Annotated in this window: 19 protein-coding genes; 7 read left to right on the top strand and 12 right to left on the bottom strand. The window is 37.7% G+C overall.

All coding sequences use genetic code 11. The features are described from left to right. Positions 1 to 9: 9 nt before the first annotated feature. The 11 genes from amrA to ABYK18_RS02975 form a co-directional block, all read right to left on the bottom strand. A complete protein-coding gene (gene amrA / locus ABYK18_RS02925) occupies positions 10 to 582 on the bottom strand; it encodes an AmmeMemoRadiSam system protein A (RefSeq protein ID WP_373035122.1) in 573 nt (190 codons plus the stop codon). A 40-nt stretch (positions 583 to 622) separates the two neighbouring features. After that, positions 623 to 1495 (bottom strand): TIGR01777 family oxidoreductase, encoded by an 873-nt coding sequence (locus ABYK18_RS02930; protein WP_373035123.1) that lies wholly within the window; start codon positions 1493 to 1495, stop codon positions 623 to 625. A gap of 105 nt (positions 1496 to 1600) precedes the next feature. Beyond that, a complete protein-coding gene (locus tag ABYK18_RS02935; RefSeq protein ID WP_373035124.1) occupies positions 1601 to 4942 on the bottom strand; it encodes an EAL domain-containing protein in 3342 nt (1113 codons plus the stop codon). Between the two features lie 98 nt (positions 4943 to 5040). Further along, positions 5041 to 8610 carry a bacteriohemerythrin gene (locus tag ABYK18_RS02940; protein WP_373035125.1) on the bottom strand — a complete coding sequence of 1190 codons (3570 nt, stop codon included), beginning with the start codon at positions 8608 to 8610 and terminating at the stop codon, positions 5041 to 5043. A 74-nt stretch (positions 8611 to 8684) separates the two neighbouring features. Continuing rightward, the gene (locus tag ABYK18_RS02945; RefSeq protein ID WP_373035126.1) at positions 8685 to 10922 is read right to left on the bottom strand and encodes an AAA family ATPase; all 2238 of its coding nucleotides are present in this window, start codon (positions 10920 to 10922) and stop codon (positions 8685 to 8687) included. A gap of 3 nt (positions 10923 to 10925) precedes the next feature. Beyond that, positions 10926 to 11807, bottom strand: coding sequence for a glycine--tRNA ligase subunit alpha (gene glyQ / locus ABYK18_RS02950; protein WP_373035128.1), 882 nt, complete (start codon positions 11805 to 11807; stop codon positions 10926 to 10928). Positions 11808 to 11838: 31 nt separating this feature from the next. After that, on the bottom strand, positions 11839 to 12696 hold the full coding sequence (locus tag ABYK18_RS02955) for a DUF89 domain-containing protein (RefSeq protein WP_373035129.1): 858 nt from the start codon (positions 12694 to 12696) through the stop codon (positions 11839 to 11841). After that, a complete protein-coding gene (locus tag ABYK18_RS02960) occupies positions 12696 to 13166 on the bottom strand; it encodes a DUF3972 domain-containing protein (RefSeq protein WP_373035130.1) in 471 nt (156 codons plus the stop codon). Before ABYK18_RS02960 ends, ABYK18_RS02955 begins: the two co-directional genes overlap by 1 nt. 143 nt (positions 13167 to 13309) lie before the next feature. After that, entirely contained in the window at positions 13310 to 13807 is a 498-nt protein-coding gene (gene purE / locus ABYK18_RS02965) for a 5-(carboxyamino)imidazole ribonucleotide mutase (protein ID WP_373035131.1), read from the bottom strand. A 42-nt stretch (positions 13808 to 13849) separates the two neighbouring features. Then, on the bottom strand, positions 13850 to 15142 hold the full coding sequence (locus ABYK18_RS02970) for a peptidase U32 family protein (RefSeq protein ID WP_373035132.1): 1293 nt from the start codon (positions 15140 to 15142) through the stop codon (positions 13850 to 13852). Then, the gene (locus tag ABYK18_RS02975) at positions 15142 to 15843 is read right to left on the bottom strand and encodes a chemotaxis protein (protein ID WP_373035133.1); all 702 of its coding nucleotides are present in this window, start codon (positions 15841 to 15843) and stop codon (positions 15142 to 15144) included. Before ABYK18_RS02975 ends, ABYK18_RS02970 begins: the two co-directional genes overlap by 1 nt. A 78-nt stretch (positions 15844 to 15921) precedes the next feature. Here ABYK18_RS02975 and ABYK18_RS02980 point away from each other — a divergent pair, with 78 nt between their 5' ends. Then, positions 15922 to 16701 carry a histidinol-phosphatase HisJ family protein gene (locus ABYK18_RS02980; protein WP_373035134.1) on the top strand — a complete coding sequence of 260 codons (780 nt, stop codon included), beginning with the start codon at positions 15922 to 15924 and terminating at the stop codon, positions 16699 to 16701. A gap of 48 nt (positions 16702 to 16749) precedes the next feature. Here the strand turns inward: ABYK18_RS02980 and ABYK18_RS02985 are convergent, their stop codons facing one another. After that, a complete protein-coding gene (locus ABYK18_RS02985) occupies positions 16750 to 17193 on the bottom strand; it encodes a globin (RefSeq protein WP_373035136.1) in 444 nt (147 codons plus the stop codon). 55 nt (positions 17194 to 17248) lie between these two features. Between ABYK18_RS02985 and ABYK18_RS02990 the strand changes: the two genes are divergently transcribed. From ABYK18_RS02990 to purF, 6 genes are all read left to right on the top strand, one after another. Continuing rightward, entirely contained in the window at positions 17249 to 18481 is a 1233-nt protein-coding gene (locus tag ABYK18_RS02990) for a hypothetical protein (protein WP_373035137.1), read from the top strand. A gap of 64 nt (positions 18482 to 18545) precedes the next feature. After that, the gene (gene trxA / locus ABYK18_RS02995) at positions 18546 to 18866 is read left to right on the top strand and encodes a thioredoxin (protein ID WP_008336027.1); all 321 of its coding nucleotides are present in this window, start codon (positions 18546 to 18548) and stop codon (positions 18864 to 18866) included. Positions 18867 to 18886: 20 nt separating this feature from the next. After that, positions 18887 to 19375 (top strand): hypothetical protein, encoded by a 489-nt coding sequence (locus ABYK18_RS03000; protein ID WP_373035139.1) that lies wholly within the window; start codon positions 18887 to 18889, stop codon positions 19373 to 19375. Between the two features lie 21 nt (positions 19376 to 19396). Then, positions 19397 to 20335, top strand: coding sequence for a thioredoxin-disulfide reductase (trxB, locus tag ABYK18_RS03005; RefSeq protein WP_373035252.1), 939 nt, complete (start codon positions 19397 to 19399; stop codon positions 20333 to 20335). A gap of 17 nt (positions 20336 to 20352) precedes the next feature. Then, the gene (gene dapB, locus ABYK18_RS03010) at positions 20353 to 21120 is read left to right on the top strand and encodes a 4-hydroxy-tetrahydrodipicolinate reductase (protein WP_373035140.1); all 768 of its coding nucleotides are present in this window, start codon (positions 20353 to 20355) and stop codon (positions 21118 to 21120) included. 59 nt (positions 21121 to 21179) lie between these two features. Then, on the top strand, positions 21180 to 22535 hold the full coding sequence (gene purF, locus ABYK18_RS03015) for an amidophosphoribosyltransferase (RefSeq protein WP_373035141.1): 1356 nt from the start codon (positions 21180 to 21182) through the stop codon (positions 22533 to 22535). The last annotated feature ends 14 nt before the right edge of the window (positions 22536 to 22549 follow it).

Consider the following 22549-nt stretch of genomic DNA (forward strand, 5'->3'; position numbering starts at 1 on the left):
AATCCTCCTCTAAAGTGCTTGCACCCCATCGAATTTTTTCTCTATGTGCTCAACACCATATCTGTATATTGTCGGATGCTCTTTGTATATAGACGGATTAGCTCCGGCTTTAAAACTCAGATGCTCCAAAAACAGTTCCGCTGAGGGAAGCTGTTCCCAGACCTGTGGCAAAAACGTCCCCTGATATCTTCCGTGCTTTAAAATCAAGCCATCAATCTTAGGCTGGATTTTTCTCAGCAGGTCTTCATAATCGTCATACTCTAAAATCTCAGGTTCACTCAAGAGCGATACTTCAAGATTTAGATGCGAGAGTTCACTCTCATTTAAAGCATTAAACCTCGGGTCGGAGAAAGCTGCAGAGACTGCGTTATGTATAACATCATCAATGAGTCTTCTATGCGCTATGATAGAACCTATGCATCCGCGCAGATTATTGTCATAGTTTAAAGTCACAAATACGGCACCGTCTCTGGCTAAAAAAGGATACTCACGAACAAGAGCCTCCTCATCTATTTTGTATGTGTCATCAAATTTGCCCAGTATCGCACTCTTGGCAATGCGTAGTAAAATAGCATCTATCATCACTTTTTCCTATGTTTATCTCCCTATATCATAACACAAATCAACGAATTATGTCTTTTAGGGCATCTTCAAATCTGTCAAATTTAAACTCAAACCCGCTCTCCAATAGTTTTCTCGGGTAGACATCTTTTGAGTCTAAGACTACAGTCGAACCCTCTCCAAATACCAATTTTATCATAAATGCAGGAACACCTAAAAAAGTAGGACGATGAAGAACTTCGCCCAATATTCTAGTTTGTTCTATGTTTGAGAGTGTGTGTTTTGTGGTAAAATTTATAGGCCCTCTTAGCTCAGGAGTTCTAATGATAAACTCAAAAGCACGAACCAAATCATCTATATGAATCCAAGAAATTATCTGGTGTCCTTCACCCAGTTTTCCCCCGACTCCCATCTTAAATGGAGGCAGTATCTTTTGCATCGCTCCTCCGTCTTTTGAGTAGATGACTCCGAATCTTGCCTGAACACTTCTTACGTCATACTCCTCTGCACGTCTTGCTTCTGCTTCCCAATCTTTGCAGATATGAGAAAGATAATCATCGGCATATTCAGTGGAATAATCATCATGCTTTGCCTCCGAATCATAAATTCCGACAGCGGATGCCGATATGAAAAGTTTTGGTTTTTTGTCACACAGAGCAATAGCATCTACAAGTTTTCTTGTTGTATCTATTCTACTGTTGTAAAGTATGTTTTTATAAGTCTTGCTCCATCTGGCCAAAATGGTAGCTCCACTGAGGTTAATCAGAACATCGCATCTGTTTATATCTTTTGCAATATCTTCAATCTTTGTGTTTTCTCTAATTTTGACACCGATGACATCACTATGTTTGGACGTAAACATCTCTTCTAGTTTTGAGCCTACAAGTCCACTTTTACCACATATTGCTATTTTCATTCTAAATCCGTTTGACATCTGAGAATCCTTATGAACAATTATAAATAATTATAGATGATTTAAAATAAGATGTAGCTTTGATTACAACTCTAGTAGTACGGTATAGAATTCTTGTTAAAAACCTTATACCAAACCCTGAGCGTAAATAAAAGCAGCCCTGATATCTTTAAGCATCAGTTCATCGTTGGACAATGATTTGGAAATAATCTTATGTACTGCACTCTCATTAACGGCTCTTGCAATAATTTTTGGGTCATTGTATGAAGTAAGCAGGACGCGTATTGTATTTGAATAGAGTTTTCTAACCTTTCTTAGGAGCTCTACACCATCCGTCTCCGATAAATCCTGGTCTACAACAATGATATGAACATTGTTTGTCGCCATTATTTTTAGCGCTTCACGGGAGTTGTATGCATGAAGAATCTTATATCCGTCATTTTGCAATATGTGTTCAAGCTTATCACTTATTGTTTTATTGTCATCTACTATTAAAAGAACTTTTTCTTTTTTTTGCAGCTTTGCAATATCTATCTTGCTTCCGTTATCCAAAAGTTCCCGTATTTGAGCCTCGGGTAGAGGGTGGCTGAAATAATAGCCCTGAATCTCATCACATTGACGTGAACGTAAGAACTCCTGCTGCTCAAGACTTTCTACTCCTTCGGCCACAGTTCTTAGATGCATACTGTGAGACATCGAAATAACAGCTTGTGAAATAGCGGCATCTTCGGAATCAGTTGTTATGTTGTTGACAAATGATTTATCAATCTTAATTTTGCTTATAGGAAATTTTTTTAGATAACTAAGAGAAGAGTACCCTGTACCGAAGTCATCTATAGAAAACGATACCCCTAGTTTTTTAAGCTCCTCCATTATAATTACGGTGTTTTGTGCGTCTTTCATAACTATTCTTTCCGTCAGCTCAAGCTCTAAATACTCGCCTTTTAGACCAGTTTCGCTAAGTATTTTTGCTACAGTCTGCGAAAAGTTTTTTTGATTAAACTCAACAGATGATATATTTACGGACATCTTAAGTTTAGCAAGCCCATTGTCAATCCATGATTTTAAACACGTACATGCGCTGCGCAGAACCCACTCCCCTATATGAATTATAAGTCCTGTCTCTTCCGCAAGAGGAATAAAATCATCCGCCTCCATCAACCCTTTTACAGGGTGCTGCCAGCGGATCAGTGCTTCCATACCTGCTATCTGTCCACTGTAGAGATCAACAAGCGGTTGATAATATAAAACCAACTCATTGCGCCCTATGGCATTTCGCAAACCGTTTTCCATCTGCATTCTCTTCATTGCATTACGAGTCAATTCATCCGTATAGTACTGGTATGCATTGCGCCCCTGTGCTTTTGCGCGGTAAAGTGCACTGTCGGCATTTTTATAAAGAGTCGTTATATCTTCGCTGTCATCCGGATATAGACTTATACCAATACTGCAAGTAACAAAAACCTCATGTCCTTGAAGATTGTACTTCTGGGCCAATGAGAAAATTATCTTTTGAGCAACGTCACTGGCAAAATGTGAATCATGAAGTTCTTCAAGTATAACTATAAACTCGTCTCCACCTTGACGACATACCGTATCCTCTTCCCTTACGCAGTTGCTCAAGCGGCTTGCAACCTCTTGAAGAAGCAAATCACCGACCGGATGTCCAAGCGTATCGTTTACATTTTTGAAGTGGTCAAGGTCAAGAAACATAACGGCTATCTTGTTTTTATTACGCCTAGCTCTTGAGAGTGAATGAGTCATACGCGCATCTAAGAGTAAACGGTTCGGCAAACCCGTAAGAGGGTCATGATGAGCAAGATGATCAAGTTTTTGCTGTGACTCTTTTATAGCACTTATATCCGAAAAAACCCAAACATAGTTGGATATCTCTTTGTTTGCATTTTTTACAACACTTATATTTAGCCACTGAGGATATATTTCGCCGTTTTTTCGTTTATTCCAAATCTCACCCTGCCAACTGCCTGTTTTGGCTACTACTTCCCATATGTCACTGTAAAACTCTTCATCATGGCGCTCAGACTTTAATATTGAGATAGGTTTTTGAATAATCTCTTCATTTTTGTATCCTGTAATATCGGAAACTGTTCTGTTTGTTGAGATGACTTTTCTATCGGCATCCGTAATTATCACACCCTCTGTCGTGTTTTCAAAAACTGTCGCAGATAATCGGAGTTTATCTTCCATCTCTTTACGCTTTGTTATATCAAGCATAGTTCCGGTAACTATGGTAATTTTGCCATCGGCATCAAACAGTGCTTTGGCTTGAGTGTGAATGCTTCGCACAGAACCGTCTTTTTGAACTATACGGTAATCAAGACTAAAATCATCTCCGTTGAATCCTGCTTCGGCAGCTTCTTGAACCGTTGCTCTATCATCTGAATAAATAATCTCCATAAACTTTTCCAAACTCATAACTTTTTGAAATTCAGCACTGCCCATAACACTCATAGCTTCGTCTGAAAAGTAGATTTTATTCTCGACTGTATCCCACTCCCATCCTCCAAGATGTGCAATCGTTTGAGCTTGCTCCAACTTTTCCAAACTGCTAGAGAGTGCATCCTGAACGTGATATCGTTCTATTAAGCCTGCAAGAGTGTTTGCGACACTATTCAGAAACATAAGCTCTCTCTCATCCCTTGCATACCCGTGAGTCAAATATAAAACTATAACTCCGAGTACTACATTTTGTGATATTATAGGTATGTTGTAGTGTCCGTGTGGCTGAATGCCGTCGTACGTTGTTTCGTGACGTTTATCCAGACAACATGCGTACTGTATCTCTTTGGTTGCAGCAGCACGTCCACATAGACAATGTCCAAACGGTACTCTTGCACACATAGTTAAAAGTGCAGGATGAAGTCCGTGTTCTACAGTTAATATTAGCGTATCGCTCTGCTTATCTACTAAAAATATTCCTCCTGTATCTCTTATGGTAAGCCATGATAAGGAGAGAAGTATGCCAAGTGCTCTCTCCAACTGCTCTTTTAAAGAGATATTTTCTAAACTTAGACTCAAAATAGAGTTGAGAGCCCGCTGCTCTTCGCTTTCAGCTGTTAAGCTATTTTGAGCTTCTATCTGTTTTGTGCTGTTTATACCTACACACAAAGCGCCTTCTATAGAGTTTTCTTTATTTCGAAGTACAAAAATCTCCCATGTAACAAAATCCGATTCATACTTTTCTGTAATACGCATCTTTTGAAGTTCATCTATTGCAGATTCTTCTCCTGATACGGCACGCTCAAATAGATTTACGGCACTCTCTTTTTGTTCAGATGATAATGAAAATTCAAACCAATTTTTCCCGCTTATGCCTTTGTTCTTATCATCAAAAATTGCACCAAAGCATCTGTTAAACAACACTATCGAACCAACTGGGCTTAAAACAGCCATAGCAACATCTATAACATCTAAATCATCTCTATTCCACACTCTGGTTTTTGACATAAAACAGCCTTTTGAGAGCTTTAATAAAATAACATTTGTTAATAGTAACTAGCACTTCCTTTAATAATCTTTAACAATTCTATAACAATATATAATTATTACTCCGAAAGAACTGTATCTCTTCTTGTATCTTCAAACTTTTTAAAAGCATTTATCAGATTCTTACTCAATTTTTTTATTTCATCTATAGGTGCTTCTAAATTTTCTAAGCTGTTATAAGCATGTTCTTTTACATAAATATTTATTTCCTCATGCAGCTTACGATGCATCTTTTCAACTTCCTCAAATTCAAGGTTATCTTTATAGCGTTCCATTCCGCTTTCATATAGCCACATTCCAAAACGGCACTCGTGATGATTTAGTGTTGGAGGAGTCCGACGTATATTTTTAAAGTATGTCAAAATATTATTTAACCATGCTTTATGCTCTACAACAGCATAGAGTAAAGGCATATCATTTCGACTGATAGGTGTAGTATTTTTCCACTTTTCATCTACTTTGTACTGCTTTATCCAGCTTGAAATATTTTCAGGCGGCATAGGACGGGCGATGACATACCCCTGAGCAATTTCACATCCAAGTTTAAGTAACATCTCACCATGTTCGATGCTCTCTACACCTTCAGCGATAACCTTACGGCGAAATGCACTTGCGAGTCCAAGCACACCGTCTAAAATTGCCAAATCATCCGGATCTTCGAGCATACCGCGCACAAAACTTTGATCGATTTTAAGCTCTTTTGCAGGTAGGCGTTTGAGGTAGGTAAGTGAAGAGTATCCTGTGCCAAAGTCATCAAGCGAAAATGAAATGCCGATTTTACTGCACTCTTGCATAATCTGTGAGATATGAGTAATATCTTCCAGGGCACTTGTTTCCAAGATTTCTAGTATTAAATCCGATGGTTTTACTGTCGGAAATTTTGTTAAAAGAGTTATTAGCTGCTCTACAAAATCATTTTGCTGCAACTGCATAGCATCTACATTTACACTAACAGGGATATCTATATCTTTACTTTTCCACTCTTGTATCTGCTCCATTGCACGGTTTATTACCCATTCTCCCAGTTTCACAGAGAGAATATGCCCCTGGATAACCGGTAAAAACATCTCAGGAGCAAGTATTCCGCGCTCCGAATGATTCCATCGTATAAGTGCCTCGGCACCTACTACTTTACCGCTTCGCATATTAACTTTTGGTTGATAGTAAAGAACAAACTCATTGTTGAGAAGTGCCATCTCAATCTCATCTAGACTCTCATGGTGTGTTCTTATTTTCTTATCTTTTAATGAATCAAAGATATAGTAACGATTTTTTCCCAATAGTTTTGCCTGATACATCGCCTGATCAGCTTGGCGAAGAAGTTGATCAGCATCTAACTCATCATCCGGATCAAAGAAAGTCACTCCTAAACTTGCCGTTACCTGCATCTCAATATCATCAACTATTATCTTTTGTGAACTTGCCTGCAAAAGACGTTTTAGCATTGGGATAGCGTCTTTGTGACTTTTCAGATCCAGTAAAACCGCTACAAACTCATCTCCGCCCAAACGGGCTATCGTATCACCTTCACGAAGAGTGGTTTTCATATGTTGGGCGAGTATAGCTAAAAATTTATCTCCGTTTTCATGTCCGTATCTGTCATTTATGGCTTTAAAGCCGTCCAAATCCAGATAAACAACTGCCAACGACAAATTGTGTCTGTGTGTTTGCCTCAAAGCCTGATATATACGATCTGATAGTAATACTCTGTTAGGAAGTCCAGTAAGAGCATCGTAGTGTGCTATATATTCTAAATGTCGTTGATGTTGTTGACGCTCAGTAATATCTTCACCTGCACTTAAAGTGCTGACAATCTTACCCTTCTCATCACGTAAATAGGAATTGTGCCAGGCAATTAAGCGTTTATCTCCTGATTTTGTCTTAATATTATTTTCAAAATATTCAGTCCCTTGCAAATTTCCATTCATTATACTAAGAAATACGGGATAAACCTTTTGCATTCCCTCCGGCTGTGCCAGACATATGCTAAACCACTCTTTTCCAATTAGTTCTTCGCGCGTATAACCGAGAATTTCACATCCTTTGCGATTAATAAGAATGATCTTTCCATCGCTGTCTAAAGAAACTATCATAGCTTCTACGGTCTCAAGATAGTGCTCAAAAAGGTCTCGTTCCATCATAAGATTTTTTTGAAGTTCTTTATTTTGCGTTATATCACGTGCCGTACCGAGAACACCAATGAGTTTGCCATCCTTGTCATGCATCGAAACTTTTGTGGTTTGAACTATCTCTTTATGTCCGTCGTTTGCAAATACAAGTTCCTCTTCATTCATTGTCGGCTTGTCACTGTTCATCGCCATTTTGTCATGCTTTCGGAAAAAATCGGCAAGTTCCTTATCTACAAAATCATAGTCGCTTTTTCCGACTATATCATCTTCTTTTGCACCAAAAAAATCTTCAAAGCGGGTATTACATGCCAAATAAGTGCCATCGGGATCTTTAAGCCAAACTAAATCAGGGATTGTTTTTATGAGTGTTTTGAGAAAACTTCTCTCATGAGAAAGTTCCGATTCAATTTGTTTACGGTCTTCAATATTAGCAAGTAATTTACTAAAAAGATCAAGAAGTTCTATCTCATCATCTGAAAAATTGTGTTTTGTTTTTACACTATCAAAACCTACAAATCCCCTACAAATATTATTTTGCATAAGAGGAATGGTTACTATACTTTGTATCTTTTGAGAAACCACAAAATCTTTTATCTTACTCTCAGATATGTCTAAGACATCTGAAACTAAAATGATTTCTCCTCTCACATGTGTATCTAGCCACTCTGAAATAATATCAAATGAAATATCTTGAAATTCGTCTATATGAGTCGAAACTCCATCTGCACACCACTCATGAGTGTTTGATATTGTATTTTTATCTAGATTATATTCAAAAATATAAGCGCGATCAGCATCTACAAACTTTGCCATACTATCAAGTGAATCTTTTATCCCTGAATCAATCTGTTCTAAAGGTAAATTGATAAAAGAAGTTGAGAGATTTAAAAGAAGCTGACGATATTTTTCTTGGTAACTTAGTGTCTGCTCAAAAAGTACATGTGTTTTTAGTTCACGCATCAGCTTTAATGTGTTTGAAGACAACGTACTGTATATTGATAAAATTATATTGATTAAGAGGCCGCTTGAACCGCTCATCTTCTCTTGTGCGCTAATCCTAGCCTCTTCAATGCTTAATCCATCTTCAACAGCAAATACCGTATAAGCCATGAAGCGATCTGTATCTAATATATGAGAAGCAAGCCATTTAGCTAAAAATCCAAGTGCTTCGTCTGCCAGCTCCGAAAGAGGTTTTACATCTTTTTCAACATTTAAACGAACAGCGACATCTATAAACTTCTGATGTACTTCATGATGTTCTATAGTTAAATTATCGTGAGGAAAATACTGTTCCCAAATTGCCTCTTCCGTTTGGAAATGATAAACAGTGTAATCAATGAGCTCATCAAATATATTTCTTAAATCATCTTCATTTGACTCGTACGCTACATGCGTGGCCAAACGATTAAGTATCTCAACTAACTTGGCATGTTGTTCATCTATAATGTCTATACCTGTTTTAAAATGCTCATTCCACGGAAAAATATCAATTGACTGCATAGTTTCACTTTATATATATAATAAGATATTGCATCCAATGGTAGCAAATAAAATCTTAATTTGTTCAATATAAATTACAATTCTAGCAGTACGGTATCTCTTCTTGTTACTTCAAATTTTTTGCAAGCACTCTCAAATGCGCCACTCTCGCCTATGAGTATACACTTGTGTTTTGCTCTTGTAATAGCTGTATATATCAGTTTGGTATTGTGCATGATAAAGTGCGAGAAAGTCATTGGAATGACGACTATATCGTACTCCATACCTTGAACTTTATGGATGGTCAGGGCATATGAAAGCATTAGATGCGTCTTTATCTCTTCATACTCGTAAACTACCACCACGTCTTCATTCGGATAGAAGACGAACACCTGTTCATCATCCTCTTCTATCTTAAAAAGAAGTCCGCTCATACCGTTAAAGATGCGTCTCTGGTTTGAGTCTTCACCCATCTTAAAACCGTCCGCACTCCATGAAGTCATGTTCTCATTTTTAGTGTGAACGACTTTATCCATAAGCCTAAATTCACTGCCACCTTTTTTGACACACTTTTTAGGATTTGGGTTGAAGTACTCCTGTAAAACGATGTTAAGATTGTTTGAGCCTAAAGTTCCGCCTTTCATGGGAGTAATGACTTGAAAGTAGTTTAGATACTCTTTTATGAGTTTGTTGTTTAGTCTATATCTGGCTTTCTCAACCGACTCTACGACTTTGTGTACTATCTCTGTTACGATTGAGAGGGAGTTGGCTTCTCTTAAGTCTTGTTGTTCTTGTTGTGAAAGCTGATTTTTCATAGCATAGTAGTTTTGGATGCTGATATCTATAAACTCAAAATCTTCATAAGCCTTTTTATAGTTGGGAACCATTCCTTTGCGGATATCATTTGCTATAAGAGTTATTGCCTGATCTTCACTCTGTCTGTAAATCTTTGTAAGTTTTACAATAGGTGCTAACTCCAAAGTAAGCACATCGCTCAAAACATTTCCCGCACCGATTGGGGGAAGTTGTGCATCATCTCCAACGACAATGACTATGGCATCGCGGTGCACTTTTGACATAAGTCTTGCAAACAAAGAGGAGTTAATCATAGATGCTTCATCTATCAAAACAACCTTAAACGGGAAATCGTCTCTGTCCTCATACTTGACCAAAAGAGACTGTATAGTCGCACTCTCATAACCTGTGGTATCTGCAATGCGCTGAGATGCGATGCCGCTAAGTGCGCAGGTCATTATCTCTTTTTCATCATATCTTGTGTTTAATAAATCAAGTATGGTCTTTGAGGTAGTGCTCTTTCCTGTTCCTGCATAACCGACTAAAAAGAGCAGAGATGCACCTTCATTGATTTTCTTGACTGCCTCTTTTTGCTGTTCTCCGAGTTTTAACTCTTTTGTTGCTAAAAACTCATCCAAGTTCTTTACAAATCCGCCGCTGTCTTTTTTTGCTCTTTTAGTAAAGGTGTCGTGTAAAAATTTCTCTGCATCGTAGAGTCTTGCGGGAGAGACTCTTTCATTTTTCATGATTACAATGCTTTGCTCACTGACTCTCTCGATAAGTGCCGCTTCATAAAGATTGTTTTTATCATCAAAGCCTAAAAGCTCATTGAGTCCTGAAAAGAGCAACTCTTTTGCTACACAGCTGTTTCCCTGCTGTTCGCAGTAGTTCATAAGTACGTAATCCATCGCCGAACTTATGCGGTTTTCATCTTCTGCTTTTACACCCATTTTTAAAGCCAACTCATCAGCTCTTTTAAAACCTATGGAGTTTATGGAAGTAAGGATGTAGGGATTTTCTTTTATTTTGCTGCACGGTTCTTCTACATCTTTCATAGCAGATGCGATGGTAGTAAGCAATGCCTGTGAAACATCGTACGGGCTTAAAAACTCGCCGAGTTTCCTCATAGAGCGAAACTTTTTCCAAGAAGTCTGTATCTTTTTAAGACGCTTCTCTTTAATGCCGTTAAACTCTAAAAGTCTCTCTATGTCGTTATCTAGAATATCTATGAGTTTTTCACTTCCGAAGTGCTCTATGAGTTCGGCAGAGAGTTTTTTTGTAAAACCTTTTACGATTTTGTTTAAAAAGAAAAAGAGTTGATTTTGATTTACTTTGATGGAGTCAAACTTGAAAGTCTTGCCGTATTTTTTATGTTCTTCCCAAAACCCTTGAAGAGTTATGGCAGAACCTTTTATATGAGAGACTTCACTCTCTAGGTAAATACCGCTTATCTTTTCACCAGTTTTCAAAACTGCGATGAAAAAGCCCTCATCTTCAAATAGAATACGGTCTATTTGACCGATGAGTGTAGTGCTCAATACTTACGCCTTTACTCTCTCTATTCTATCTGCTTCTTGAGCTTTGTAAAGTTCTGCACAACCACGTGAGAGTTCACGGATTTTAAGGATGTAGTTTTGTCTCTCTGTCTGAGAGATAGCTTTTCTTGCATCTAGGACATTAAATGTGTTAGATGCCAACATACAAAGGTCATATGCAGGAAGAGGAAGCCCTGCTTCTAGTGCTCTTAGGCACTCATCACTTTTTGCACTGAAATCTGCAAAAAGCATATCTGTATCTGCTACTTCAAAGTTGTACTTGGAGAACTCTATCTCGCTCTCTTTATGAACATCTTTATAAAGTGTTTTGCCATGCTCGTTTTCATTCCAAACGATATCAAAAACATTGTCAACACCCTGAAGGTACATTGCAAGTCTCTCTGTTCCGTAAGTAATCTCAACAGCTACGGGACTGCACTCGATACCGCCTACTTGTTGAAAGTAAGTAAACTGAGTAACTTCCATACCGTTTAACCAAACTTCCCAGCCAAGGCCCCAAGCACCAAGCGTTGGAGATTCCCAGTTGTCCTCTACAAAACGGATGTCATGCTGAGACACATCAAGACCAAGATACTCTAATGATTTTAGGTAAAGCTCTTGAATGTTGTCCGGCGAAGGTTTAATAAGAGCTTGAAACTGATAATATGAACCAAGTCTGTTAGGGTTCTCTCCATATCTTCCGTCTGTCGGACGTCGTGAAGGCGCTACATATGCAACAGACCAAGGCTGTGAATCTAGTGAACGTAAAAAAGTAGCCGGGTGAAATGTTCCTGCACCTGCGGGGATATCGTAAGGCTGAACAATGTTACACCCTTGTTTCATCCAAAATTCTTGAAGTTTTAGTAGCATCTCGCTAAAAGTTATCATATCAAAAGTACCTATATTAATTTTTTTGGCATTATACCATTTTACAAACTATATCGCCTACTTCTTTGTTTAAAGAGTTTGCGACAACATCGCATTTTACTTTGAGAAGAAAACATATATCTTTTCTATGTGAGGGGCTCATACACTCATAGTTGCCCATACCTTTAGATATAACCAAGTCAGCAGAGTCAAAAAGTTTTTTTGACTCTGCATTTGCACGGTTATATGTAAAACCGGGAGTATTAACACCGCTGTCCACTAAAGAGCAAAGCTTATCAAAGCCTGCCTCTTTTGCCTCTTTCATAGTCACATCGTTTATAATCGGATTTCCTCTTACCATATATGAATACTCTACATCCGGATAAAGCTCTTTTAGAGTCTCTATGAAAAGATAGTCAAAAATATGTTCACCTACATTATCTCCAATGATTAGAACACTTTTGGCAGTTGAGAGTTTTTCTTTAAACTTATCAAAGTCGTTGTATGCAAACCCTGTATGAAATACTTTTGATAGTTCTTCTTCGAGACAAAACTCCACTGCTGCCGCCAAATCTATGACATTTCCCGCAACGGCAGTTTTCGTTGCAGTTAAAAGTTTGTTTGTCGATGTGCGAAGTTCTTCTTTTACAAGAGGGACAAACGACAAAGCTTTTTGAGTGGAGAGTTCTTTTACCTCATCATAAAGGTCAGTCTTGTTGGCAAGCTCTGCCATTTTTTCATAAACATAAGATGCGATTTCAGGGGGATTGTCATCATAGGAGAACTCAGCACTCATCTCTTTGACTGTGGAAGTCATTTTATCTTTTAGAGCTTCGGATGCGTGGATAGCATCTGCGACTTTTACACTCTGGTTGATTATACAACCGATACAAGCTTCATCTATGGTCATCAGCTAACAGTATCATCAATTGCTTTGTTCCACATGAGTTTGTATTTTCTTCTCATAAATTCAACTTCTTGTTGGGAAAGTTTGAGTTGTTCTTGAAGTGTGTGGATAGTTTTACGATCTTCGTCGTAAAGTTCTTGAAGTGAACCTAGAGCTTCTCTGAGAAACGTATTTTCAACTTTTACAGCTTCAATAGTCTCATCTTTGGCATCTAGGACTTTTTCATGAAGGTTGATGATAGTGCCTATTGTCTTTTCAACAAATTCAGGCTGAACCAGCATCTCTTTAGTGTTATGAGCAGAAAGTTCCTTTAATTGAGCCGGAACTACTTCTTGAGCACCTTTTGACGGGTCAATCATTCTTACCCCGCCTTCTACTTTTACAGTTAGTTTTCCGCGATCACATAAATCATCGACCGCATCAATATCTAAACCCGTAAGCTCCATGTACTCATCATCACTCATCCACTTCATTGCCATTCCTTTAATTTATTTCATAAATTCAAGGGAACCCTTGCATTTTGCTTATGAACGATAAAGGAACAAGTCCCTTTATCTACGCTAACGCTTAGTTTCCCTCGGCGGGAAGCCCACGACACATTAGTGCCGTTTACAATTTACTTAATTATTGTTTCTATTTCCAAAGAGTCCATTTCAACTTTTTTAGCTTTAGCGATTCTATCTTCTTTTAGTTTTACTGACAATTCTTCATTATCAAGTGCCAGCATCTGCATTGCTAAGAAAGCTGAATTAATAGCTCCGGCTTTTCCTATGGCTACTGTAGCAACTGGCATTCCAGCAGGCATTTGAACAGTTGAAAGCAGTGCATCAATCCCGCTTAAAGCAGAAGCTGACATCGGAACACCGATAATAGGTTTAACTGTTTTAGAGGATAAAACACCTGCTAAGTGTGCAGCCATACCAGCAGCAGCAATAAACACTTGGGCACCTTTTTTCTCAGCTTCTAAAATATAAGTTGCTGTTCTCTCCGGCGAACGGTGAGCTGAAGAGATAATCATCTCATAGTTAACACCAAAAGCTTCTAATGTGTCTGAGCAAGACTTCATGACTTCATAATCACTTTTAGAGCCCATTACGATTGATACAAATTTCATTTCATTTTTCCCTTGAATTTTTTTTGGAATTATACACTTTTTTTACTTCTTTGGGTATGTTCCCATATCCGGATGTGCCGGAATCCTAAAGAATGTATATGATGGAAACTTGGTCGGAAGAACTATAGGATTTACATTCCCGCTATGGACTTCTTCCCATATCTTTCCGTTTATAGCCTTTAACCGTTTTAGTTTTAGAAAAAACTTTCCGTCCCTCTCGTACGTAGTACCGATTTCATTATCGACTATCTCAACTTTTGAGCCAAGTGGAAATACTACTTCCATCTCATCATTTGGCAGAGTCTTGTATTTGCATAAAAAATGCGTACCTTCTTCATTCACCTGACCCGTCACCTGATGTGTTCCAAGCTGCATAGTAAAGTCTAAACTCTGAGTATCATGTTTTTCAAAAGGCCTTGAAATAAGATAAGCATCTGTATAACCGCGATTTTGTAGAGACTGAAGTTCATACTGATATTTATCCACATCTTCCACACCGTTATAATAATCGTCTATAGCCATTCTGTAGGCTTTAGCCGTAGTAGCTGCATAATAAGCTGTCTTTGTGCGACCTTCGATTTTAATAGAATCAATGACTCCGCTGTCAAGCATCTCTTTGATGTGAGATGCAAGATTCAGGTCTTTTGAGTTCATAATATAAGTCCCCACCCCTTCATCTTCTTCAAGCTTAAAGAGCGTTCCGGTTTCAGGGTTTGCGGCATACATTTCATAAGGAAATCTACAATCATTCGCACAAGAACCGCGATTTGGCACACGACCGCTTTGAAGCGTAGATATAAGACATCTTCCGCTGTAGGCAAAACACATAGAACCGTGAACAAAAACCTCAAGTTCCAAGTCAGGCAGTTCTTTTTTTATAGCTACAAGGTCTTTTAGCGAAATCTCTCGCGCCGTTATAATTCTTACAGCTCCCATGTCGTAAAAGACTTTTGCATCAAGAACGTTCATAACATTTGCCTGAGTTGATAGATGCAGAGGAATCTGCGGAGCCAGTTCATGACACAGCTTTAAAACACCAGGAGTAGCTACGATAAAAGCATCTGGACCAAGCTCTGCCATCGCTAAAATGTGTTTCTTAAGAAGTGAGAGCTGAGAATTAAAAGGAAATCCGTTTATAGTCGCATATACTTTTTTACCGCGAGCATGAGCGTAGTCTATACCTTCCTTAAACTCTTCCATACTGAACTCTTTGCCCGAACGTATACGAAGAGAGAAGTGACTTACGCCGCCGTAAACTGCATCTGCACCAAAATCAAGTGCAATCTTTAATTTTTCAAGTGTTCCTGCCGGAGATAGAAGTTCTACTTTATTCATTAATTTCCAAACTGTGCTAATAGTGCTTCGATGTCATCCGTAGATGCTAAGTCATTATGCGTATCACCTGCAATGTGTTGAGCAGAAGAAACTCTTTTTTCATCTTCGATTTTACCCTCAAACAGAGTATTCATATATTTAGAAAGTGCACGCATTACATTGATAACACGCTCAATTTTTTGGCGGTGTATATCTTGATACTGCATGATGTCCATTACACTCATTATTGAATCACCGCTGTTTTGAAGCATTTCTAAAGTTTCATTTGTATCATTAAGTGCTGCTTCATTTTTTTCTAACTGCGTTTTAAAAGCTTCAACATCCGGAAACTTCGCACTTAGTGTAGTAAATAGTTCAATATTTGAAGTTATTACTTCAATAGCATTATTAACATTTTCCTCTTTTTCCATCAAGTCATTACTGATAACTTCAATAATATCAAAAATCTCACTAGCTTTTGCTTCGCTCTCTTTTGTCACATCGTCAAGTTGATGAACCATCTTGTTTTCATCTGTTGCAGGAAGAGGCCAATGATGCGAAGTGTCTTCATTATAACCTGGGGGAAGACCGATATCTCCGGGGTCTTCTTGAGACTTTGATTGTTCAGCTTCTACATCCACTTTTTCATCGGTATCATCTTCAAGTCCATCAATATCATCGATTTCTCCATTCATCATAGCATCTAGTTCTTCTTGAGTCATTTTAATTCCCTAGCCAAATTTATTTATTGTCACTATAATAGCATAAATATCTATAAGTTTTATTTTAGAGGCAGCAAAATGATAGTCGATTTACATAACCATACTCCGCTTTGTAATCATGCAGATGGAGAAATATTTAAATATGTTGAAAAGGCAATAGAATCCGGTACAAAATATTTTGGTTTTTCAGATCATGCTCCTATGGATTATGACCCAAAATACCGTATGAATTTTGCGCAAATGCAAGAGTACGAAAAAGCTGTATTTGAAGTAAAAGAGAAGTATAAAGACAAGATAGAAATACTATTGGCTTATGAAGTTGATTTTCTTGTAGGCCATATGGATAAAAGAGTGCTGAATGCAGATGTTGACTACCTTATAGGCTCTGTACATTTTATTGATGAGTGGGGGTTTGACAACCCTGAATTCATAGGTCATTATGAGCATGAAGACATAGATGAGATTTGGCAGAAATACTTCAATGCAGTTGAAGAGTTGGCTAAAAGCGGACACTTTGATATTGTAGGGCATCTTGACCTTATAAAAGTCTTCAAATTTATGCCAAAAAAAGATATAAATCTGATTGCAAAAAATGCTTTGGAGGCCATTAAAAAAGCCGACATGGTCATAGAATTAAACGTGGCAGGATATAGAAAACCTGTAGAAGAGGCTTACCCCTCACCATCACTTTTAAAACAGGCTTATGAGCTTGGTATCCCAATAACATTCGGCTCAGATGCACACAAGCCCGAACAAGTCTCTCTTTTTAGTGATGCGATAATTCAAATGGCAAAAGATGCAGGTTACACGGAATGCGCCGTTTTTAGAAAAAGAAAAAGAGAGATGATTGCTTTCTAGTCAAAAGAAGCTGTTATGCACAAGCTTCTTTTATTTTGACTGTAAATTTTAACTTTTTGTATTAACAAGCCACATGGAGAAAATATTTAAGTAGTCCCAAAAGCTTTGAATATACTCCTCTGTAATACCTTCTTCAACAAGAGCTTCTAAAAGCGGAGCATAGAGAGAAAGCCATACTTTACGACTCTCCTCATCGATGCGAAAAGGTGCGTGTCTTCCAACCATTCTAGGCTCACCTCTGGTCTGCTCAAAATATCTAGGTCCTCCTGAGATTTGAATAAGAAAATCAAAGGCATGTTGTTTGGCATCGGCAAAATCTTCTTCATCATGTACAGGAAATAAAAATGATATATCACTCGTCTTTATTAAATCATAATGATCAAATACTAATTTTTTAAATCTCTCTTCACCGACTTCATGTAAAAATCCGGGATGTGGTTTGGTTACAGGCGGTCGTACACCTATCTGTCCGTCACTTATTGTTAATTTCATTGAAAACCTTTAATAATTTGATAGAATTATACAAAAAGATAATTAAGAAATATAAATGAACGTATCACCGGACTTTTCTCCACCCATAAAATTAATGAAACCCTATTTCATACTATCAGGATTTTTTTATCTCTTGAGTATGCTTTGGCTTTTTTCTATAGATCCGCTGGATGCACTAAGTGATTTTTCCATAGTCTCTTGGGTTCATATCTATATGCTGGGCTTTGTCATGATGGCAATATTCTCGGCAATGGCACAACTTGGCCCAGTAGTCGTTGAGACAAAACACCACAATGTCAATCTGTTTAAGTACATCTGGATTTTTCTGATATTTGGTCTTATCTTAATGATTATGGGTTTTTATATAAATATAAAACTTCTGACACATGGCGGTTTTCTAATCCTAATTGCTATGAGCATCTACGCTACTGAGTTTTTTATGACTCTAACAAAAGCCAGAAGAAAGACCAGTATTACAAAGGCTATGAAGATGAGCAATCTTTTTTTACTACTTGGCATTATAAGCGGTTTAATCATGGCATTTGGTTTTAACGGATACATAGACATCAATCCTGACTCGATTTTAAAGACTCACACTTTTGGGCTTGTTGTGGGGTTTGTCATACTTCTGATAATGGGCATCTCTATAATCTTAGTCCCCATGTTCGGCTTTTCAAAACGCATAAGTGACAATGAGTTTTCAAGCAGTTTTTACACTCTTTGCCTGGGAGTTACAGCAATGCTCCTCTCACCGTTTTTTCTAACCGTATACCTGGAAAAATCGGCATACATTTTAACAATAACAGCATTATTGCTTTATTTTTACCAGCTCTTTAAGATGACAAAATCTAGAAAAAAAGTAGTTCATGATGTGTGGGCAAAATCTATGTATGTAGGGTTCAGCTCTTTTATCCTCTCTTTTATTTTACTAATCTCGTATCTGTTTAATGAAAATGAATTGATACTCAAACTTGGCATGTGGGTTATGCTTGTTGGTTTTTTTGGTTTTGTAATCATCGGAAATTTTTATAAAATTATTCCATTTTTAGTATGGTTTCAGATTTATGCACCACTTATTGAGGAACAAGATGTTCCAATGCTTCATGAATTGCTTAGTGAAAAAATTTCAAAACTACAATGGAATTTCTCATTTCTTGGTTTAATAATATCCTCTACAGGAATCTTAATTGAGGACTTGTATCTATTTTACAGTGGTGTGGCACTGCTCACAATCGGCGGGTTTTTATTTGTCTTTAGCATTAATAAAACTCTAAATCTAAAAACATAAAGAGTTATTTAAAGGTAGGGTATGTATAATACATCTCATATAAATTATTCCAAAGGAAATATAAATGGGCAAATACATAGAATTAACTGGTGCAGATTTTGAAGCGACTCTAAGTGAAGGCGTATCTCTAGTAGACTTTTGGGCACCGTGGTGTGGACCTTGTCGTATGATCGCTCCAGTAATCGAAGAGTTAGCTGAAGATTATGACGGAAAAGCTAAAATCTGTAAAGTAAATACTGATGAAGAGCAGGATATTGCTGTTAAATTCGGTATTCGTTCTATCCCTACTATTATGTTCTTCAAAAATGGTGAAATGGTAGACCAAGTTGTTGGAGCACAATCAAAACAAGCTCTGGCTGAAAAAATCGACGCTTTATTAGCGTAACTTCAAAAGAAGCTTCAACAGTGGCAAAGAGAGGAGGCCAAAGCCTCTTTTCTCTATCTACACTACTTGCTTCATTCTTTGGCGCTGCTATGATAGCCGGCGCCTTTGCATACTTCAACTACAAGTTTTCAGAATACAAGTTCATTGATTTTAAAGAGTGGGTGTTTTATGAAAAAAACGATATTTTTTCTCCCACAGCCCAAAAGTATGTTATTGTCTTTTACAGTTCCAAAGATAAAGATACAATGGACCTGCTTTCTAAAACAAAACTTAAGCTTCCTATACTGGCAATTGATTACTACAACGAAGTGAAAGAAAACAGCGAAACAACGACCTTTTTAAGAAGTGGTACAAAAACTTCCCTTAGCTTTATTCAAAGGTTTAATATCTACGAATCCCCATCTATTTTTTTTATAAAGAAATCAAAAGAGTCTCTTTATAAACAAGATAGTATGATACGAAAATTAGATAATTTAAAAGAATTAGCTTCACAAGTAGAAGCTCTATAAGGAAAAAATATAATGTCAAATATATTAGATTGTGCAATTATTGGTGGAGGCCCAGCCGGTCTTACTGCAGGACTTTATACGACTCGCGGTGGGTTAGAAAATGTAACCATGTTTGAAAAAGGTATGCCAGGCGGTCAAATAACTCAAAGTTCCGAGATAGAGAACTACCCTGGTGTAACAGGCGAGATTACAGGTATGGATCTTATGATGCCGTGGCCCGAGCAGTGCCAAAAATTTGGTCTGAAGCATGCGATGGTAGAAGTAACAAGAGTCAGCAAAGAGGGCGATATTTTTAAGATTCACAAAGGTGACGGTACCATCGAAGAAGCACACAGTGTAATTATAGGTACAGGTTCATCTCCGCGTCGTGCAGGCTTTGCAGGAGAAGATGAATTTTTTGGCCGCGGAGTAAGCACTTGTGCTACTTGTGACGGTTTTTTCTACAAAGGAAAAGAGGTCGCAGTTATCGGTGGTGGAGATACGGCTTTGGAAGAAGCACTATATTTAGCTAAAATATGTTCTAAAGTTTATCTTATTCACAGAAGAGATACATTTCGCTCAGCTCCAAACACAGTAGAGAGGATTAAAAGAACACAGAACATCGAACTTGTCTTAAACTCTATTCCTGATGAAGTATACGGTGACAAAATGGGTGTAACGGGAATTCGTGTAAAAAACAATGACGGTGAACTTCGTGATATTGAAGTTCCAGGTGTATTTACTTTTGTTGGAAACGACGTAAATAATCAAACGCTTATCCAAGAAGACGGCAGTTTCTTATGTGATGTGAATAAGTCAGGTGAAGTAATAGTAGATATCAGCATGAAAACTTCGGTAGAAGGTTTATATGCTACAGGCGATATGAGAATAGCCGCTCCAAAACAAGTGGTAAGTGCAGCCGGAGACGGTGCTGTTGCGGCACTGCAAGTCATCTCATATGTAGATGAAAAATTAAATTAAGTTAGGAAATAAATAAGATGGTAAAAGTTGGTGTATTTGGTGCGAATGGAAGAGTTGGGAAGTTAATAATAGATGATTTAAAAGATAGCCAAAATATCAGTTTAAGTTCGGTATTTGTAAGAAATGAACTAAACTTCTCTATTGACCCTTCTGTATTAGTAAGTACGGATATAAAATCATTTCTAAATGCTTGTGACATAGTAATAGACTTCTCACTTCCTGAGGCTTGTGAAGCTCTGCTTGAAGCTGCTATAGAGACTCCGAAACCGCTTGTAATAGGTACAACCGGTTTAAGTACACATCAACTGAACCTTTTAAAACAGGCTAGTGAAAACATGCCTGTACTTTATGCTACAAATATGTCTTTAGGTGTAGCGCTATTAAATAAACTTGTCTATCAAGCTGCGGCTGCACTTGATGGTTTTGATATTGAGATAGTTGAAATGCATCACAAACATAAAAAAGATGCACCAAGCGGAACTGCTCTTACTTTAGGTGAATCTGCAGCTGCAGGTCGCGGTCTTGACTTAGACAAAGTACGTGTAAGCGGAAGAGATGGAAACATCGGTGAAAGAAGTAAAGACGAGATAGCTGTTATGGCTATTCGCGGCGGAGATATCGTCGGTCGCCATACTGTAGGCTTTTACAACGATGGTGAGTTTGTAGAACTAAACCATACAGCAACTTCTAGAAATACCTTTTCTAAGGGTGCCATAAGAGCCGGAGCTTGGTTGGCAGATAAAGAACCGGGTCTATATTCTATTAGTGATTGTTTAGAATTATAAAGTTTTTAAGACAAATCAAGTATAATTCGCGAAATGAATCGTAGAACAAGGAAGAAAATTTGCTAGAAGATGTAAATGAAAAATGTGCTGTCGTAGGGATTTATGGTCATCAAGAAGCTTCTAAACTAGCTTACTTTTCACTTCACGCACTTCAACATCGCGGACAAGAAGCAGCAGGAATAAGCTCTTCTGATGGAGAAAAACTACACACAATCAAAAAACGCGGTTTGGTTATGCGTGTTTTTGATGAAGCAAAACTAAAAACGTTAAGCGGTTCAAGCGCTATCGGTCACACTCGCTACTCAACTGCCGGAGATGACTCTATTCTTGATGCTCAGCCGGTATTTGCCAGATATGACCTGGGTGAAATGGCAATAGTTCATAATGGAAACCTTACAAATGCCGATGAAATCCGTAACAAGCTTATTGAAAAAGGTGCGATTTTTCAAACTTTTATGGATACGGAAAATCTTATCCATCTTATTGCAAAAAGTGAACAGAAAAAACTACTTGACAGAATAATAGATGCCGTTCAAAGAATTGAAGGTGCTTTTTCACTTGTATTTTTAAGCAGAACAAAAATGTTTGCAATGCGCGACCGTTTTGGTTTTAGACCACTAAGCCTTGGTCGCCTTCCAAATGGCGGCTATATTGTTGCATCTGAGACTTGTGCATTTGATTTGGTCGGTGCAGAGTTCATTAGAGATGTAGAACCTGGCGAACTTCTTATTTTTGAAGAAAACAGTGAACCGACAAGTATAAAAATATTTGAACCGACACCTAAACACTGTATTTTTGAATATGTTTATTTTGCAAGACCTGACTCAAAAGTTTTTGGACAATCAGTATATCAGACAAGAAAAAATATGGGTAAAGAACTGGCAAACATACAGCCTGTTGAAGCTGATATTGTTATCCCTGTTCCTGATGGCGGTGTTCCTGCTGCGATTGGATATTCACAAGAAAGTGGAATTCCATATGAGATGGGAATCATGAGAAATCATTACATAGGCCGTACATTTATTGAACCTACTCAAGAGATGCGTGATCTTAAAGTTAAAATGAAACTATCACCGATGACAGATATTATTAAAGGTAAAAGAGTCATTGTAATCGATGACTCTATCGTTCGCGGAACAACTTCAAGAAGAATTATTAGAATGTTAAAAGAAGCCGGAGCAAGTGAGGTTCATATGCGTGTCTCTTCTCCTCCTACTACCGACCCTTGTTTTTACGGCGTAGATACTCCTGATAAAAGTAAATTGATTGCTGCAAATATGACAACTGATGAAATATGTAAATATATAGAAGCTGACTCTTTAGCTTACCTTGATGAGGCTTCACTTCTTAGAAGTGTAAATACACAAGAGAGCAACTACTGTACTGCTTGTTTTACAGGCAAATATATAGTTTAATAAAAAATCCTGAT

The organism is Sulfurimonas sp. (genome assembly GCF_041563495.1).
In the GTDB taxonomy this organism is placed as follows: Bacteria; Campylobacterota; Campylobacteria; order Campylobacterales; family Sulfurimonadaceae; genus Sulfurimonas.